The 17,660-nt window shown below is 31.6% G+C and carries 18 protein-coding genes; 3 read left to right on the top strand and 15 right to left on the bottom strand.

Annotated features, from left to right (window positions below):
* Positions 1-216: 216 nt before the first annotated feature.
* Positions 217-624 carry a TerB family tellurite resistance protein gene (locus M4I21_RS09500; protein ID WP_249558892.1) on the bottom strand — a complete coding sequence of 136 codons (408 nt, stop codon included), beginning with the start codon at positions 622-624 and terminating at the stop codon, positions 217-219.
* A 133-nt stretch (positions 625-757) separates the two neighbouring features.
* Here M4I21_RS09500 and M4I21_RS09495 point away from each other — a divergent pair, with 133 nt between their 5' ends.
* Positions 758-1,147: a DUF1456 family protein gene (locus M4I21_RS09495; RefSeq protein WP_249558891.1), complete on the top strand. Its 390-nt coding sequence runs from the start codon at positions 758-760 to the stop codon at positions 1,145-1,147.
* Between the two features lie 63 nt (positions 1,148-1,210).
* Here the strand turns inward: M4I21_RS09495 and sucC are convergent, their stop codons facing one another.
* Complete coding sequence (sucC, locus tag M4I21_RS09490) at positions 1,211-2,401, bottom strand: ADP-forming succinate--CoA ligase subunit beta (protein WP_249558890.1); 1,191 nt, start codon at positions 2,399-2,401, stop codon at positions 1,211-1,213.
* 215 nt (positions 2,402-2,616) lie between these two features.
* Between sucC and lysA the strand changes: the two genes are divergently transcribed.
* A complete protein-coding gene (gene lysA / locus M4I21_RS09485) occupies positions 2,617-3,864 on the top strand; it encodes a diaminopimelate decarboxylase (protein WP_072302727.1) in 1,248 nt (415 codons plus the stop codon).
* 34 nt (positions 3,865-3,898) lie between these two features.
* Here the strand turns inward: lysA and M4I21_RS09480 are convergent, their stop codons facing one another.
* On the bottom strand, positions 3,899-4,570 hold the full coding sequence (locus M4I21_RS09480; RefSeq protein WP_249558889.1) for a hypothetical protein: 672 nt from the start codon (positions 4,568-4,570) through the stop codon (positions 3,899-3,901).
* A gap of 183 nt (positions 4,571-4,753) precedes the next feature.
* On the opposite strand from M4I21_RS09480, the gene M4I21_RS09475 reads away from it, so the two are divergent.
* Positions 4,754-5,287: a thioredoxin family protein gene (locus M4I21_RS09475; protein ID WP_249558888.1), complete on the top strand. Its 534-nt coding sequence runs from the start codon at positions 4,754-4,756 to the stop codon at positions 5,285-5,287.
* Between the two features lie 82 nt (positions 5,288-5,369).
* Here the strand turns inward: M4I21_RS09475 and M4I21_RS09470 are convergent, their stop codons facing one another.
* From M4I21_RS09470 to M4I21_RS09415, 12 genes are all read right to left on the bottom strand, one after another.
* Positions 5,370-5,879 carry a DUF3124 domain-containing protein gene (locus M4I21_RS09470; RefSeq protein ID WP_249558887.1) on the bottom strand — a complete coding sequence of 170 codons (510 nt, stop codon included), beginning with the start codon at positions 5,877-5,879 and terminating at the stop codon, positions 5,370-5,372.
* Between the two features lie 52 nt (positions 5,880-5,931).
* On the bottom strand, positions 5,932-6,972 hold the full coding sequence (gene arsB, locus M4I21_RS09465; RefSeq protein ID WP_249558886.1) for an ACR3 family arsenite efflux transporter: 1,041 nt from the start codon (positions 6,970-6,972) through the stop codon (positions 5,932-5,934).
* Positions 6,972-7,586, bottom strand: a complete 615-nt coding sequence (locus M4I21_RS09460) for an arsenate-mycothiol transferase ArsC (RefSeq protein WP_249558885.1) — start codon at positions 7,584-7,586, stop codon at positions 6,972-6,974. The genes arsB and M4I21_RS09460 overlap by 1 nt, the downstream gene beginning before the upstream one ends.
* 24 nt (positions 7,587-7,610) lie before the next feature.
* Entirely contained in the window at positions 7,611-8,081 is a 471-nt protein-coding gene (locus M4I21_RS09455) for a DUF6428 family protein (protein WP_249558884.1), read from the bottom strand.
* Positions 8,082-8,104: 23 nt separating this feature from the next.
* On the bottom strand, positions 8,105-8,437 hold the full coding sequence (locus M4I21_RS09450; protein WP_249558883.1) for an ArsR/SmtB family transcription factor: 333 nt from the start codon (positions 8,435-8,437) through the stop codon (positions 8,105-8,107).
* A 117-nt stretch (positions 8,438-8,554) separates the two neighbouring features.
* Positions 8,555-10,027 carry an IMP dehydrogenase gene (gene guaB / locus M4I21_RS09445; RefSeq protein WP_249558881.1) on the bottom strand — a complete coding sequence of 491 codons (1,473 nt, stop codon included), beginning with the start codon at positions 10,025-10,027 and terminating at the stop codon, positions 8,555-8,557.
* Between the two features lie 59 nt (positions 10,028-10,086).
* Positions 10,087-10,791 carry an Insecticidal toxin complex protein gene (locus M4I21_RS09440; protein WP_249558879.1) on the bottom strand — a complete coding sequence of 235 codons (705 nt, stop codon included), beginning with the start codon at positions 10,789-10,791 and terminating at the stop codon, positions 10,087-10,089.
* A gap of 34 nt (positions 10,792-10,825) precedes the next feature.
* The gene (locus M4I21_RS09435) at positions 10,826-11,323 is read right to left on the bottom strand and encodes an Aq_1264-related membrane protein (protein ID WP_249558878.1); all 498 of its coding nucleotides are present in this window, start codon (positions 11,321-11,323) and stop codon (positions 10,826-10,828) included.
* Between the two features lie 8 nt (positions 11,324-11,331).
* Positions 11,332-13,755, bottom strand: a complete 2,424-nt coding sequence (locus M4I21_RS09430) for a TonB-dependent receptor domain-containing protein (protein WP_249558877.1) — start codon at positions 13,753-13,755, stop codon at positions 11,332-11,334.
* On the bottom strand, positions 13,736-15,115 hold the full coding sequence (locus M4I21_RS09425; protein WP_249558876.1) for an HTTM domain-containing protein: 1,380 nt from the start codon (positions 15,113-15,115) through the stop codon (positions 13,736-13,738). The genes M4I21_RS09430 and M4I21_RS09425 overlap by 20 nt, the downstream gene beginning before the upstream one ends.
* Before the next feature lie 64 nt (positions 15,116-15,179).
* The gene (locus M4I21_RS09420) at positions 15,180-16,304 is read right to left on the bottom strand and encodes an imelysin family protein (protein WP_249558875.1); all 1,125 of its coding nucleotides are present in this window, start codon (positions 16,302-16,304) and stop codon (positions 15,180-15,182) included.
* A gap of 110 nt (positions 16,305-16,414) precedes the next feature.
* Positions 16,415-17,626: a DUF4856 domain-containing protein gene (locus M4I21_RS09415; protein WP_249558874.1), complete on the bottom strand. Its 1,212-nt coding sequence runs from the start codon at positions 17,624-17,626 to the stop codon at positions 16,415-16,417.
* Between the last annotated feature and the right edge of the window lie 34 nt (positions 17,627-17,660).

Here is a 17,660-nt window from a genome sequence, read left to right as displayed (position 1 = left end):
AACAATTTTAAATTTAATATTTATTCTTGTTAGGTTACATTTCAAATGATGTACCATTTATAAAAAGAAGACTTTTTGTCACTTTCACACTAACTATTAATGACAAAATGACATCGCCTTATTTAAATAAGCGACAGAAAGCCATGTATCGCATAAAAAAATGCCATAGCGGTTCTAATCTATTCGTAAAGTAAAGTTTGTAAAGGGAAACTTAATTTAGTTCTGTTGTGCTTTAAAAGCTTCTTCTATAACAGCTAAAGGAACTTCTTTATTAGGGTAATTGTGCATTATAGATAAAACTTGTTGTATAGCCATTGGAGATAGCCCCATACTTAACCCTAATTTGTGTAATTTATTAATTTCTAATATAGATTGTTTATCATCTACATTCATTAGTTTTATTAAATTACATAAATGACTTACTTTTTCTGCTTCTGTACCAGGTTTAATTCGCTCTATTTTTGTCTGAAAGAGAGAGTCTAACACCACAGCATCTACGCCTAAATCCTCTGCTACTTCTAATAAAAAGTCGTACTCAGATTGGACTAAGCCATCTACCTTAGCTAAATCAATCAAATCTAATAATACGCTTAATTTCTTTAAATAATTGGTTTCTACAGACATAGTAAATTTTATAGGCAGCAATATACAGTTTTTCCTAAAAAGCATACAAGTAATTTAATAGAAATGTATAACTGTCACATCTTTATGTATCAATGGTATATTTATAGTAACTTTGTGCAAAATATTTTTATATATGACAAATAATGATACTCTAAAAAAACTAAGGGTAGCGCTTATGCTACGTGATGATGATATTGTAGATATTTTAAAGTTGGTTGATTTTAAAATTACAACAAGTGAACTAGGCGCTTTTTTTAGAAAAGAAGATCATCCAAAATATATGGAGTGCGGAGATCAAATTCTGCGTAACTTTTTAAATGGGCTTGTAATACACTTGCGTGGCTCTAAAGAGAACCCAACTACCCCTGCAGAGGCATTAGCTAAAAAAGGAAAAACAGCTACTGCTCCTAAGAAAAAGATTTATGCTAGCAACAAACCTAAACCTTTATATAAGGATAGAGTTAGAGAAAAACATAAAGACCAAGACCTTAGTAGTGTAAAGTATAAGAATAAGAAGAAGTAATTCTTAAGTATAAAAAAAGGGACAATCTTACGATTGTCCCTTTTTTAGTATCTAATTTTTAGCTTAAGCTAAAACAGCTTTTACTTTATCTGCAGCTTCTTGGAATTCTACAGCAGACTGTACATCTAAACCTGAATTGTCTATTAATTCTTTAGCTATATCTGCGTTAGTTCCTTGTAAACGTACAATAATAGGCACATTTATAGTTCCCATGTTCTTGTAAGCATCTATAACACCTTGAGCAACACGGTCACAACGTACAATACCACCAAAAATGTTTATTAAGATTGCTTTTACAGCAGGATCCTTTAATATAATCTTAAAAGCAGCCTCTACACGTGCAGCATCTGCAGTACCACCAACATCTAAAAAGTTAGCTGGCTCACCACCTGCTTGCTTAATTAAATCCATAGTAGCCATTGCTAAACCAGCACCGTTAACCATACAACCAACGTTACCGTCAAGATCTACATAGTTTAATCCTAATGCACCAGCTTCAACCTCAATTGGGTTTTCTTCACGCAAATCTCTCATTTCTGCGTACTGCTTTCTTCTGTATAATGCATTATCGTCTATAGATACTTTTGCATCTACAGCCATTATTTTATTGTCTGATGTTTTTAACACTGGGTTAATTTCAAACATACTAGAATCACTTTCTACATACGCTTTGTATAAAGAAGCAACAAATTTTGTCATTTCTTTAAAAGCTAATCCAGATAAACCTAGGTTAAACGCAATTTTACGTGCTTGAAAAGCTAATAAACCTGTAGAAGGATCTATTTCTTCTGTATAAATTAAGTGCGGAGTTTTTTCTGCAACTTCTTCAATATCCATACCACCTTCAGTAGAATACATAATCATATTTCTACCAGTAGCTCTGTTCAACAATACAGATACATAAAATTCTGATGTCTCACTTTCGCCAGGATAGTAAACATCTTCTGCTACTAAAACTTGGTGAACTTTTTTACCTTCTGCAGAAGTTTGCGGAGTAACAAGGTTCATCCCTATAATGCTTCCTGCAATTTCTTCAACTTCGTTTAAGTTTTTGGCAAGTTTAACTCCACCACCTTTACCTCTACCACCAGCATGTACTTGTGCTTTTATCACATGCCATCCAGTACCAGTTTCTTCTGTAAGTTGCTTTGCAGCAGCAACAGCTTCTTGTGCATTATGTGCAACTATTCCGCGTTGTATACGTACGCCAAAGCTTGCTAAAATCTCTTTTCCTTGATATTCGTGAAGGTTCATATATAATAGGTATATTTTGTTCTGGTACAAAAATAAGAAACCAAGGTCAATTTCTCTAATTAATTTTAAGTAAGCTTTCTATAATTACAGCCTTTACATCGAATTAAATTTAAAAAATGTTTTATTTGTAACAAATTGTTATTTTTTAATAATATTGTCTTCTATTTTTTGCTGCCTAAAATAACTATCTTAGTTTTGTAAAAAAATTATATACTATGCAGGCATCCGATTTATTGAAGATTGCAAAAACATACGGCGATCCCGTTTATGTTTATGATTCGGAAAAAATAATTTCCCAATACCAAAGACTTACCAACGCGTTTAAAGGCGTAAAAAAGTTACAATTAAACTACGCTGCTAAGGCTTTATCTAATATATCTATATTGCGTTTAATGAATTCTTTAGGTAGTGGTCTAGATACCGTTTCTATTCAAGAAGTAGAATTGGGTTTACTTGCAGGCTTTAAACCGGAGTCTATAATATTTACTCCAAACGGCGTCTCTTTAGAAGAAATAGAAAAGGCTGCTGCTTTAGGTGTACGTATAAACATAGATAACTTATCTGTACTAGAACAATTTGGTGGCAAACACCCAAATGTACCTGTTTGTATTAGAATTAACCCACACGTTATGGCAGGTGGTAATTCTAATATATCTGTAGGTCATATAGATTCTAAATTTGGTATTAGCATTCATCAGATTCCACATTTATTACGAATTGTAGAGCTTACTAAAATGAATATTAACGGTATACACATGCATACTGGTAGTGATATTTTAGATATTGATGTTTTCTTATATGCGTCTGAAATACTTTTTGAAACGGCTAAGAATTTTAAAAATTTAGATTTCATAGATTTTGGTAGTGGTTTTAAGGTTCCTTATAAAGAAGGCGATATTGAAACAAATATTGAAGAATTAGGAAAAAAATTAAGTTCTAAGTTTAACTCGTTTTGTAAAGAATACGGCAAAGAATTAACTCTTGCATTTGAACCTGGTAAGTTTCTTGTGAGTGAATCTGGATTCTTTTTAGCAAAAGTAAACGTAGTAAAACAAACTACATCTACTGTGTTTGCTAGTATAGATTCTGGTTTTAACCACTTAATAAGGCCAATGCTTTACGGATCATCTCATAAAATAATAAATATATCTAACCCTAAAGGAAGAGAACGCTACTACTCTGTTGTTGGTTACATCTGTGAAACAGATACTTTTGCCAGCAACCGCAGAATTAACGAAATATCTGAAGGTGATATTTTAGCTTTTCATAATGCTGGTGCCTATTGTTTTACAATGGCAAGCAACTACAATTCTAGATTTAGACCACCAGAAGTTTTATGGCACAAAGGGGAAGCCATTTTAATACGAGAACGCGAAACTTTTGATGACTTAATAAAAAACCAAGTAGACGTTAAGGACCTTTTTTCTAAAAAGGAAACTAAAAAAGAAAAAGCCACTGTATAAAACAGTGGCTTTTGCCTTTTAAAAGAGGATAAACTTACAAACTATCTTCTAACTTATTTTCTAATTGTTTATTAAAATCGACTTCAAATTTTTCTTTAAAATTAACTTCTAACTCTAAATTTCCTTCTGTATTCTTCTTTACATTTAATTTATTGGTTGTAGATGCTATAGTTAATACATTAACAACTTCTAATGCTTCTTTACCTTCTTTATAACCTCCAATATTTTTTAAACTCTGCATTAAGTTTGAAAAGAACTGCTGCATTTGGAATTTTTCAATTTTAGAATCTTTTACCTCTTCTAAAGCTGTGTTTACTAATGTAACGCCAAATGTATTTTTTAAATACTCCTCAATTTCTTTTTGTCTTCTTTTTAATTCTAAAGGTGTTGGCACCAATTCATCTTTAACTTCAAAATAAGTCCCATCAGTTAAAATATCTACAAAACGTGTAAAGTTAACAATACGTAAACAGTCTATTTGCGCCATTTGCAAATAACTAATTTCTTCTCCAGAAATAAGTACTAGAATATTATTTTCTGTATTTATTTTAATCGGAGTCCCTTCTAAGTAAACACCCGAACTTAAATGTAAAGAAACTACTGCTCTATTTTTTTGATTCTCTACTGCATTATGCTCAATAATTTTATCTAGAATAACTCTTGGAGTTTCTACCAATAAAGACGGAAAAAGTTTTTGTATATTCATTATATTAACTTGTGTTAAACTTGTATTACAATGCAAAATTAAGCTGATTATTCACCGTAAAACACACCATTTTCTGCTAAAACTATTCCCTATAAACAGGGTGTTTAATATTTTAATAAAATAAATACTCTAATTTTTCGTTAGCTTTGTTAAGGTTGATGGACTAAAAACAAAATATCTACTATGAAATTAAAATCTTTACACACCATAAAAATTTGTGCTATACTTTTTTTAGCATTTACTTCTTTTGCAACTAATGCCCAAGAGGTAAAGTGGTTAAGCTGGGAAGAAGCTGTTGAACTAGCAAATACTGATAAAGCACCTAAAAAAATGTTTATAGATGTTTATACCGACTGGTGTGGATGGTGTAAAAAAATGGATGCAGATACATTCCAGAACCCAGAAGTAGCTACATATATGGCTAAAAATTATTATATGGTAAAGCTAGATGGTGAGCGTAAAGAACCTTTAGAATACAAAGGACAAACTTATAAATTTGTTGCCTCAGGAAGAAGTGGCTACCACGAGTTTGCTGCTGCATTAATGCAAGGTAAAATGAGTTACCCAACAACTATTTTCTTAGATGAAAAACAGCAAATGCTTTCTCCTGTTCCGGGATACCAGAAACCGACGCCATTTTTAAAAATAGCAAAGTATTTTGGAGAGGATATACATAAAACCAAAAAATGGGCAGAATACGATACTAAAGCTGAATAACAGATACTTTACAACATAAAAAAGCGCTCTAAATTAATTTAGAACGCTTTTTTTTTACTATAATTTTATACTTTTTAAAAGTTTATTCCAGGGTTTTACCTTGAGTAACAAAAGACAATCCTTGCTGCCCTTTTGTAGATATAAAAACACCTTCAAAAAGTGGAGCACTAGTTTCTTTCGCTATTTTCCAATCAAAAATAAAATTACCACCTGTACCCCCTTCTATATTGTGTTCATCTATAACAATGGCAACACTCTCCATAGGTGCTATATATATTGGCTTTTTGTTATAATTACGAATAGACTTACCCGCTGTATTGTAATATTCCGCTTGCAAAATATACAACGTATCTGTATTACTTGTATTTCGCATATTTATTGTTGCGGTTAAATCATGCGTTGTATGCTCAGACTGACTATATACTTGTGAGTATACAGATAAATATGTTTTACCAAGGTTTAAAGAGTCTGATACTCTATAATCTACGCTTCTTTTATTCCAGTCTACTGTACTTGCAGTAGTAGTTTCTTTTGGCTCTATACAAGAAGCAAAAAAAATAATCAAAACCGATACTAAAAAAACGTTTTTCATCTTCATTTAATTTAAATACTAAGTTACGTAAAATATAGTTTTAGCCTCTATTTTATGCTTTAGTAAAATACTTTTTTCTTAACCAAAAAGATACTCTAACCAAGAGTATTAAAGCAGGAACCTCTACTAATGGCCCAATAACGCCTGCAAAAGCCTGACCAGAATTTAATCCAAAAACTGCAATTGCTACTGCTATTGCCAATTCAAAATTATTACCTGCTGCCGTAAAAGCCACTGCCGTTGTTTTATCATAACTAGCGCCTGATGCTTTTGTTACAAAAAAGCCAATAATAAACATTAGTGTAAAGTAGATTAATAATGGTATTGCAATAATTACAACATCCATAGGAATCTCTACTATTAATTCTCCTTTTAAAGAAAACATTAAAACTATTGTAAAAAGTAAAGCTATTAACGTAAGTGGTGAAATACTTGGTATAAACTTAGTGTTGTACCACTCTTCTCCTTTTATTTTCACAAGAATTAGTCTACTTAAAATTCCCAATAAAAAAGGCAATCCTAAATAAATAGCAACACTCTCTGCAATAGCCCCTACAGATATATCTACAATAGCGCCTTCAAACCCAAAGTAAGGAGGTAAAACAGTAATAAACAGCCACGCATAAAAACTATATGCAAATACCTGAAAAATACTATTTAAAGCTACTAAACCAGCTCCGTACTCACTACTACCCTCTGCTAAATCGTTCCAAACAAGAACCATTGCTATACAACGTGCCAAACCAATTAAAATAAGTCCAACCATATACTCTGGATAATCTTGTAAAAAGAGAATAGCCAAAAAGAACATTAATACAGGTCCAATTATCCAATTTAGAATTAAAGAGATAGATAGTATTTTTGTATTTTTAAAAACCTTTGGTAGTAGTGCATAGTTCACCTTTGCTAACGGAGGATACATCATTATAATTAACCCAATAGCAATAGGAATATTTGTTGTGCCAACGCTAAAAGAATCTATAATTTCAGGGAAATTAGGCATAAAATAACCTATACCCACACCTAAAATCATTGCTATAAAAATCCACAAGGTTAGGTAACTATCTAAAAAACTTAATTTTTTGCCAGCCATTATTTCTTAATATTTGAAAATAAATAAAACATTTCTGAAGCTATTTGCTCACTTCTCTCTTGGTATTTTTCAGCTTGTTGTGGTGTGCCATCAAAAACCTTTGGATCTTCAAAAGTTATAGGAACACGCTTCTCTGCTCCTGCTATAAAAGGACAACCACCATCTGCCTGTGAACACGTCATTATTGCTGCAAATTCTGAGGTTGGATTAAAACCATCATCATACTTTTTAGAAAAACCAATAATTGGATGCGCATTTGCTGCGTATTTAATACTGTACACTGGGTTGTTGGTGTCTGCTAACTTTTCAATTTTAAAACCTGTAGTAGTTAACGTTTTTGCTACCATAGGAAAAAGTGCAGTAGCTTCTGTACCTCCAGAATAACATACCACATTTTTAATCGCAAAATGAGCAGCCATTGTTTGCGCCCAAACTTGAGACAAATGACTTCTTCTAGAGTTGTGCGTACAGATAAAGTTTAAACGTACTTCTTCACCTTTTTCTACTTTAGCTTGCACAAAATCTACCAATGGTTGTAATATTGCTTTACGCTCATCACTAACCACAACGTTTTTTAAATCACCGATAAAGGAACTAATTTCTTCAAAAATCATTATAAAATATTTAATTATTCAAGTCTAACAACATCCAGAATTTGGTTCGCAACTAGTACCAGATGCTTGTATTGTAGACAATTGTAGTTTTTCTTTTTTTTCTGGAATACCACATTTATCTTTTGCCAAACAATCTGTTAATTTAGATGTTAGCAAAAAGTTAGTCCCATCAAAATCTAATCCGTATTTACCAATAGTATCTCCTTGATACTCTACTTCTACCTCTAAGTCTGGAATACCTAAAACCTTTTCAGACAACTCTATGATGTTTACTAATTTCTCAGGATGCAATCTGTGATCATAATCATTTTCATTCCATAACTGAAAATTAACAACTTCTTCATTTCTAACTGTACCACCACAATCAATAAAGTTTTTTGTAACCTTACCTACTTCTGTTACGTGAAAGTGATTAGGCACTAAATCACCATTAGGTAATTGAAATGCAATTTTATCTAAACTGTTTAAATTTGCTTTTACTTCTGATAATTTCATATTAATTTTATTTTAAATTATACTTAACAACAACCGTTGTCTATTTCTAAATCTTGATCTAAAAACTGATTCATTACAGCTTTCATTTTTGTCCAATTTTCTGGATGTATACAGTAACAAACACTAGTACCTTCTACATTACCTTTTATTAAGCCTAATAATTTTAGTTCTTTTAAATGCTGAGAAATGGTTGGTTGCGCCAAACCAATAAGTCCAACTAAATCACCACAAATACAGGTATTAATTTTAAATAAATGTTGAAGAATAGCTACACGCGCAGGATGACTAAAGGCTTTAGCATAAATTGCTATCTGATTTTGGTCTTCTGTAAATATCTCTGTTTTGGCTAAACCCATAACTTCATTTGTTTATTGCAATATTACGATTAATAAGAATACAAATTAAAAATAACACAAAAAAAATGTGGCATAACTTTTAAAGCTATGCCGCATTTATATCCTATAAACTAAAATTTATCTGCTATAATTAGGAGATTCTTTAGTAATAGTAACATCATGAGGGTGACTCTCATTAATACCACTAGCAGTAATTTTTACAAATTTACCTGTCTCCTTTAAAGTATCTATATCCTTAGCCCCACAGTACCCCATACCTGCACGCAAACCACCAACAAACTGGTGAATACTTTCGTATAACTCACCCTTGTAAGGTACGCGACCTACAATACCTTCTGGTACTAATTTTTTAATATCATCTTCTACATCTTGAAAATAACGGTCTTTACTACCTTGCTTCATAGCTTCTACAGACCCCATACCACGGTACGACTTAAATTTTCTTCCTTCGTAAATAATAGTTTCTCCTGGAGATTCTTTTGTACCAGCCAATAAAGAACCTAACATTACAGTATCTGCACCAGCAGCAATTGCTTTAGGTATGTCACCTGTATATCTAATACCACCATCTGCAATTACAGGAACACCACTACCTTTTATAGCTGCGGCAACTTCCAAAACAGCAGAAAACTGAGGAAAACCAACACCTGCAACAACTCTTGTTGTACAAATAGATCCTGGTCCAATACCTACTTTAACCGCATCTGCACCCGCTTCTACTAAATATTTAGCAGCTTCTGCAGTTGCAATATTACCTACTATAACATCTAAACCTGGAAATCTCTTTTTTACCTCCTTCAATACAGTAACCACACCTTTTGTATGTCCGTGAGCTGTATCTATAACAACAGCATCTACACCTGCATTTACTAAAGCTTCTGCACGTTCTACAGCATCTGCAGTAACTCCTAAAGCAGCAGCTACCCTTAATCTACCGTAAGTATCTTTATTTGCAATTGGCTTTAATGTAAGTTTTGTAATATCTCTAAACGTAATTAAACCAACCAACTTGTAGTTCTTATCTACAACTGGTAATTTTTCAATTTTATTTTCTTGTAATATATCCTCTGCTTGCGCTAAAGAAGTACCTTCACTAACAGTTACCAGGTTTTTAGTAGTCATTACCTCAGAGATTGGTCTGTCGTTATTTTTTTCAAAACGAAGATCTCTATTGGTTACAATACCAATTAACTTACCAGCGTCATCTACTATAGGAATACCGCCAATACTAAATTCTTTCATATTAGCCTTTGCATCGCCAACAACGGAATTTAAGGGTAAAGTTACCGGATCTATAATCATACCACTTTCTGCACGCTTTACTTTACGCACTTTAGCAGCTTGTTCTGCTATAGTCATATTCTTATGTAACACGCCAATACCGCCTTCTTGCGCCATAGCAATAGCCATACGAGATTCTGTAACGGTATCCATCGCCGCAGAGACAATTGGTACATTTATAGTTATGTTTCTAGTGAATTTTGCTTTTATACTTACTTCTCTTGGAAGTACTTCTGAAAAAGCGGGAACTAAGAGTACGTCGTCGTAAGTTAGACCTTCTCCTACAATTTTATTTAGGTGAGCTTGCATAGCAATTAGAGATTAATTGCGTGCAAATATACAATTTATAAATCTAAACAGCCTTATTTTTACCAATAAGAGTTTTTACAATGTTTTCTTAACGTTTCGGTAGCATACGCATACCTGTCTTTAGGATTAGTTAAGTCTCCTTTAAATCTAATAGTATTAGGAACAACCAAACCATATAGGAATTTTCCTTTTGCTATACGCTCTAACCTTTTTAAGGTTTTAATATTCATTTCTGCATAAATGTTCTCTATCCATAAGTACTGCTCCTTGTACAAAATATCTTTATCCCAAGCAAGACTCTCTGCCTTGGTTAAAGTTTTAGATCTTGTATACAATTTAAGCATACTTGGAAAAGCTGAATTAAATACTTTTTTACTACCTTTTTTAGACAATAAAACAACATCTTTTCTCGCCACTATATTGTAAGGAAAACGAGTGGTTAAACTTAATTTTGAAGATATAAAGTGTGCCATTCTTGGCCAAACAACTTTATGTCCTTTTTCTTCTACAGACAACGCATACCATTTATAAAAATCTCTTCTTTCTACTATAGTTTGATATTCTAAAAATAAATTATTTTCTAGGTTGAAGCTATTTGCCTCTTGCCAAACAGAAGTATTCTTTAATCTATCTTGAGTTAACCAATCTTGTGGAGCAAATGTTGTTTTTCCTGTCTGTTGTTCATATTCTTTTAGGTTCTTCCATTCCGCAGCAGAGCCTTCAAAAAAAAATAAAAAAAGAGTAAGGGTGAAAAAGTAGCGCATAGTAGTATAAATCTACTAAACTATACGGTAAAATCTATATTGTAGTTTCCTTTTTAAATAATTGTAATAAAACAACCAATACGGATATAGTAAAAGTAAGTGTCATTAACATACCAGAAACCATAACAACGTATTTCATCCAAAGCATACCAGACCAGAGTATATAAATGCCTCCAAAGGTTAGAATTACGGATAAAAAGGGTTCTACTGTTAAAAACAACTTTAGTTTTTTAGGAAGCTTTGTAAGCCATACCAAACCACCCAATAAGAAAAAAATAAAGGACATAGACAGTATATGTGTATGGACAGTAGTAAGCATTTCTCGTTTGCTTTTCTTAAACTTCATTACCTCTGCATCTTCGTCCTGCTCATTTCCTAAGTAGCTTTCTTCTATACCTTCTGGGGTAGACTCTGTAGTTTCATTAATAAACAGCAGCCCAGTATAAAAACCAATAGATAAAATAACCACAAAGGCTCCTATAAATAGTTTTATTTCTGATGGAAAAGTACGTAGTAATCCGTTGTAGGTCATTATAAAAATTAAAATTTTACTTGTAATGTAGCGTAATAATTTCTGTTTGAAGAAGGTATAATACCCGGTCCTGGATACCCTGTTGCTCTTCTTGTAAAATATTCATTATCTAATACATTATTAATTCCTGTTTCTAACTTTAAAAACTTGTAGGTGTATGATAAAGAAACATCTAAAACATTGTACTCTGGTAAAACACCATTAACACCACTTAAACTAGCTTCTCTAGAGTTGGTAGCATCTGTAAACTGCTCTGTTAAACTTGTGTATTGTATGCTAGATAATACGTTTTTATACCCAAATTTTATACCTGTTTTAAAATTAAAATCTGGTACAAACTCTACACTTTTACCTTTAATTCCGTTTTGTTCTGACTTTGTATATTCAGAATTTATTATAGATGAATTAATAAAGTAGTTAAAACTAAAATTACTATTCATTTTCAAAATTTTTTTCAAATTAAAATCTACTAAAGACTCTACTCCTACAATACGTGCATCACCCACATTGGTTCTTTCTTGCACTACACTACCATCATCTAATGCCTTTGTTACTAGCCCTATTCTATCATTATATAAAAGACCAAAAACACCAGCATCATAAGAGATATAGTTTTTATAATTGCCTCTAAAACCAAGATCTAAGGTATATCCTTTTTCATCAGACAAATCTCCTATTCTAAAAGAAGGATTCACAATATTTAAATCTGAAAATGTTACCGACCTATAGTTTTGAGATGCATTACCGTAAATTTCTACGTAGCTATTTAGCTTATAACTAGAACCAAGACCAAATAATACAAAAGAACGTGTATTACTGTCACTACTTTCTACTGTTTCATTTAAAATAACATTACCTGCAGCATCAGTATTTATATTTTTAAAGAAGCCATCACTTTCTGTTTTTATATATTCTACACGCACACCTGGTGTAACAGACCAATTATCTTTTATATAAAGTATATTTTCAGCAAAAAAAGCAACATTTAAATTTGGGTTTTTATAATTTGACTGTGATGGATAATTGGGATAATCACTTATTGCTGATGAAAAATTAGCACCACTACCATTTGTTCCGGGCCCTTGTACAGATGTATTATTTGCTTTATAAAATTTAGCTCCTACCAAGTAGGTTGCCTTTTTACCAAATAAACTGTATTTGTTTAAAAACTTAGTTTCAAACCCAAAGTTTTTAAAGTCACCAGTTATTAAATCTCTTTCTTCGTTTGTATCTACTTGGTCTACTCTATTGGTTCTAAAACCTAACGCATCTCTAGATGCATTTAATCCAAAAAAGCTAAACGACAAACTTGCATTCTCTGTAAACTTATGTTTTAGCTGTATGTTATACAATAACCAATTTACAGCAAACCAGTTTCTTGCTCTATTACTTTGGTATGGGTTTACGGCAAACATAGCATCTGTTAAACCACCTGCTTGCTGAGCTAAATAGTCTAAATACGTTATTTCTGCTTCTAATTTAGTTTTAGCATTTAACTGATATCCTAAATGTAAAAATGCATTTTTAGAGTTAAAGTGTGAGTTTGGCCTAAAACCGTCTCCTTCTTTAAAGTTAAAACTTGCGTAATAACTAACCTTATTTTTGGTTCCGTTTACGCTAGTATAATTTGTATATAAATTGTTGCTACCTATAGTATTTCTGGTTAAAACTTCTATTTCTTTAGTCGGATTTGGCTTTTTAGTGATAAAATTAACCAGTCCGCCAAACTGCGTTCCGTACTGTAAAGAAGCAGCACCTCTTATAATCTGAATTTCTTCTAAAGCCTCTGCTGGTGGTGTATAATAACTCTCTGGATATCCTAGAACATCTGCACTAATATCATACCCATTTTGTCTTGTATTAAAGTTAGATGTTCTATTAGGATCTAATCCTCTACCTCCAATGTTTAATTGCAAACCTGCGTCATCATTCTGAAAAATATTTAAACCAACAACTTGGCTATATATTTGCCTAGCATTGTTAGATGCTAAATTTGCTACAGACTCACTTACCAAAACAACCTCTGTTTTTTTACCTGCATATATGGATGTACCTACAACATCTTCTAACCGCTTTAAATTAAAAATCTGGGCTTTTCTTGCTACAACTTCAACTTCAGTTAATTCTATTTCTACTGCAGATAGTTGTTTGTTTAATACTATATCACCTGCCAAATTTACTATTTCCTCTTCTATGTTATATTCATAAGAAAAAAATACAATTTCTAATTGTTTCTCGTATGTAGTAAATTCATAGTAACCCTTATCATTAGTCACAGAAAGCTTACCCTTGGCTTTGTTATAAATTTCTACACCATTTATAGGTATGTTATTTTCTTTAGATGTAACGGTTCCTGAAACTTTATACTGAGCATAAAGAGATGCGTTACAAAATATAAGTAGTACTACTATTTTAAAATCCTTTAATTTCATCGTTAAATGGTAAAATCCACGTTTTGTGTTTTAATAAATCTTTTTCTTTATATAAATCTACCTTAGGATTTATATACGGTCTGCTTAATCTGCCATTAAATGCAACATAACTCTCTACAAAAACCTGAATGTTTTTATGGTTTTGTTTTTTAAAATGATCTCCCAAATAATGTGCATATTGCACAATAAAATCTGGCTGAGTGCTCATTTGTTTTTCCTGAAAAGGAGTTAAAAAGTCTGCATTTTTTACATAAAATTGCTTTTTAGTTTTACTATCTACAATTTTAAAATTAGCGTAACCCATTTTCTCCATAAGCATTACACGCCAAGAAAAACGGTATCCTTCCTCTGTCCAAAAAAGTTCTCCAGGATATAGTAAATACCTAAATGGCAGTAATAACTGAATGGTAAAAAACACAGCTAAAACTCCTAATGTTAATCTCTTTTTATTAATAGAGAATACATTTTGGTCTTTTACAATAGCTATATTTTTATCTATAGCAATAGGTAACTTAGAAATAATTTTTCTTAAGTAGTTGATAATTTTGATGTGAAAGTTATCACTAAAAAAGATAAGACTACTTACAATCATTATATACGGGAACATCCCAATTGGAAACAATATTCTTGTAAACAAATGAAAAACAACAACAGCAACAAAGGCTAGGATTCTTGTTCTTTTATAAAGCAGTAAAAAGGGAATAAAAAGATCATACAACATTCCTGACCAACTCATAAAATAGTGCATCCATTCTTGTTGCAACAAAGAATTACCTATAAAAGGAATATCATACTTAGAGGGCAGCCATATTTTTAGAGGCATAGCTCTAAAAAGCCAATCTGAATTGATTTTTGCTAAACCTGCATAAAAGTATACTATGGCTAACAAAAGTTTAATACTGTCTATAGTATAACTAGGAACGTATTTAAATGCTTTTTTCCTAACCAAAGCATCTACAGAAAAATATGCATTTGCAGGTATAAAAAACATTAAAAAACTTAAAACACTAACAAAATAATAATGATTTAAGTAACTAGTTTTATCCATTAATTCTATATAAGTAAAGCTTATAAAGAATAAAAAAACTGCTAATCTATATTTATATCCAATAACTATTAAAATTGCCGATATAGCACAAATTACAAAGAGAATATAGGTATAATTGCCTAAAGGTTTAACCCACTCAAAATTATAATATGTGAAGTGAAATTTAGGTTGAATGTAAAGGTCATAAATCCACCCTTTTGACCAAAACCTAACAATACTTTGAAGCATTAATAACCCAAAACATATCCTAAACACCACCAACGGAGCAGCGTGACTAATTTTATTTAAATATGTTTTAAAATTACTTACCATATAAACACAAAAAAAGATTCTCTAAACACTTTAGAGAATCTTTAATTATTAATTTTTTATTGCGTTAATCTCCGTCAGCATCAGTATAGTCTACGCTTACGCTAAAAGCTTGCAACATATCTACTTTTATTAAAACAACAACCTTTTGTAAAGTATCATAAGCTTCAGTCATTTTAACATTATCTGTTTCTACTTGTTTAGAAAGACTTGCATTTAAATTTAGAGTAGTAGCATTAGCCGTGTCTATACCTGTATTTATTATGGTTTTTAAATCTTCACCCTTTGTAATATTATTTAAATAATCTAAGTAATCTGAAAAACCTAAACCAGATGTAGTTGCATTATATGCATTACCGTTAAAAAAGTCTTTAACACTACTTAAAGCTTCTACTAACAATTCTTTTGAAACATCATTATTATAAAACGCCTCTACTTTAGTTGGTAACGGATCCGTAGAAAAAACACCTGCTGGAATACCTACTTTATTAGCTCTTAATCCTTTTTCAAAATAGAAAACAAAATCATTTGCTAGCTTGTTAAATGAGCTTGTTGCTGTATTTTCTGTGCTTGCAACAAAAGTATCTCTAAACCCATTTTTCCAGTCGTTTAATACAGTATCGGTTAATGTATTCATTTGGTTAACCAAGTCAGATAAATAAGTCTTATATCCAGCTCCAGACGTTGTATTTGTATATTTTGCTACTATCTCTGCGTCTGTATCTGCTACCCCATTTAATAAATAGTCTAGAGCAGGAAAACCAACTGCATCATTATTATTAGGGTGAGTTAAATCATAAGTTCCAGAAGCAACATTGCTTTCTATATCCTCTACCGTAGTTGGGTAGATGTTCATTTGAAAACCATAGTTAATTTCTTCCGCTTTACCTATATTGAATAACTCTACAGATTGCCAAACCTTGTATGCAGATAACCATTTTTCTCTTAATGTAACTAAGTTTGCTTCTGATGGTGTAGCTACAAACTTATTTTTTTCAACTTCAAAATCATCCAGTTTAGAAGATAAATCTTCATAAGCAGGAATAATAATATTATCAGCAACATTTACTAATAAATCACCTCTTTTAAAGTCATCTTTTCCTCCTGCTGGCAAATCAGACCCATCATCTGATGAGCTACTACAAGCATTAAATACTAATGCTACTAATAAAATAAATACTACTTTCTTCATTTTCCTTAATTTTATTTATTCTAAATAAAAGGCAAAAATAAAAAAAAGTAGTCATAAAATAACTATTTATAACTACTTTTTTAAAATCAGCTGTTTAGCTATACATACTTCTAATTTGCAGCTTGTTCTTTAGTAAAACCATACGCAGCAGAAATTTCATCAGAAATCATATCTAATGTAGCCGGCGTAACATCCCAAAAACCATTATCAGCCATTAAAGTATCCATAAAGCCATCAATTTTTTCAGAAGATAAAATTGGAGAATCTGTAATAATGTCTCTTGTAAAACGCAAACTATTAACAAATCCAAAAGCTTCAGATAAACCGTGAAAAGCAGATGCTTTATCATTTACAAGATTCTCTTTTCCAGATTGAAGATAATGAACTCCACGAATAGCTATTACTTTAGAAATATTTTCTCTAATAATTTCTACTTGTTTATCTCTAAGTGTATAATCTTTTGCCACAATTGCAGCTCTACCTAATTTAAATGCTTTGTAAACATCATTAGCAATTCCTGCAAAATCTGAATCCTCTTCAACTTTACCTAAATATTCATTTAAAAAACTATCCTTTCCTAATTCTGGAGTAGCAGGAGTGTCTTCATTACCGTATAAATACCCATAAGCTTCATCCCACTTATGCTCCATATTTGTATAGTTTTTACCATCTACCAATGTACCTGCATCATTATCTGCTTTATTTGTTGCTTCATCTAAAACAGCAGTACTTAAATAGTTGTTTAACATTTGGTCTACCATTAAACCACCTATAATAGATTTTGCAATTGCTTGGTTATATTCTAAACCTTTTCCGTTTACATATCTTGTAGAACCACCACCTGCTTGTTGTATTTTACCAGCACTACCTGCAACAGCATCTACATCCCAATTAGGAAAAACATCTGTAACTTGTTCACTAATCCATAAATCTAACTGCTCCTTTATTGCTATAGAAGCTGTAGCGTTTGCTGAAAAATAGTCTGCAGATGCAGCTACTTTACTACGAATACTTTTTCCTGAACTATTTAAATCTGCATCAGAAAAATCTGCCGCACCCTCTTCATGAGCAAACATTGCATCTAACTCAGCTTCTGTTTTACTGTTGTCTTTAAGAGCAGATATAAACTCTTGCCCCATTTGAATTCTAGTAGTTTGACCACCAAAATCTACAGAACTCTGTCCATTATTTTCAAAAACGTAAGTAGCAGGTGCTACTACGTTTTTTTCTCCTGATGTATCATCTCCATTATCATCTGAAGAACAAGATGTAAAAATTGCACTTGCTACAAATAAACCAACGAAAACTCTATTTAACTTCATATTAAAAATGTTTAATTATTTTTTTTTACAAATA

This window comes from Cellulophaga sp. 20_2_10 (genome assembly GCF_023476645.1).
Lineage (GTDB): Bacteria > Bacteroidota > Bacteroidia > Flavobacteriales > Flavobacteriaceae > Cellulophaga.
Note: the sequence above shows the minus strand (reverse complement) of the source record. Positions and strands in the feature narration are given on the sequence as shown.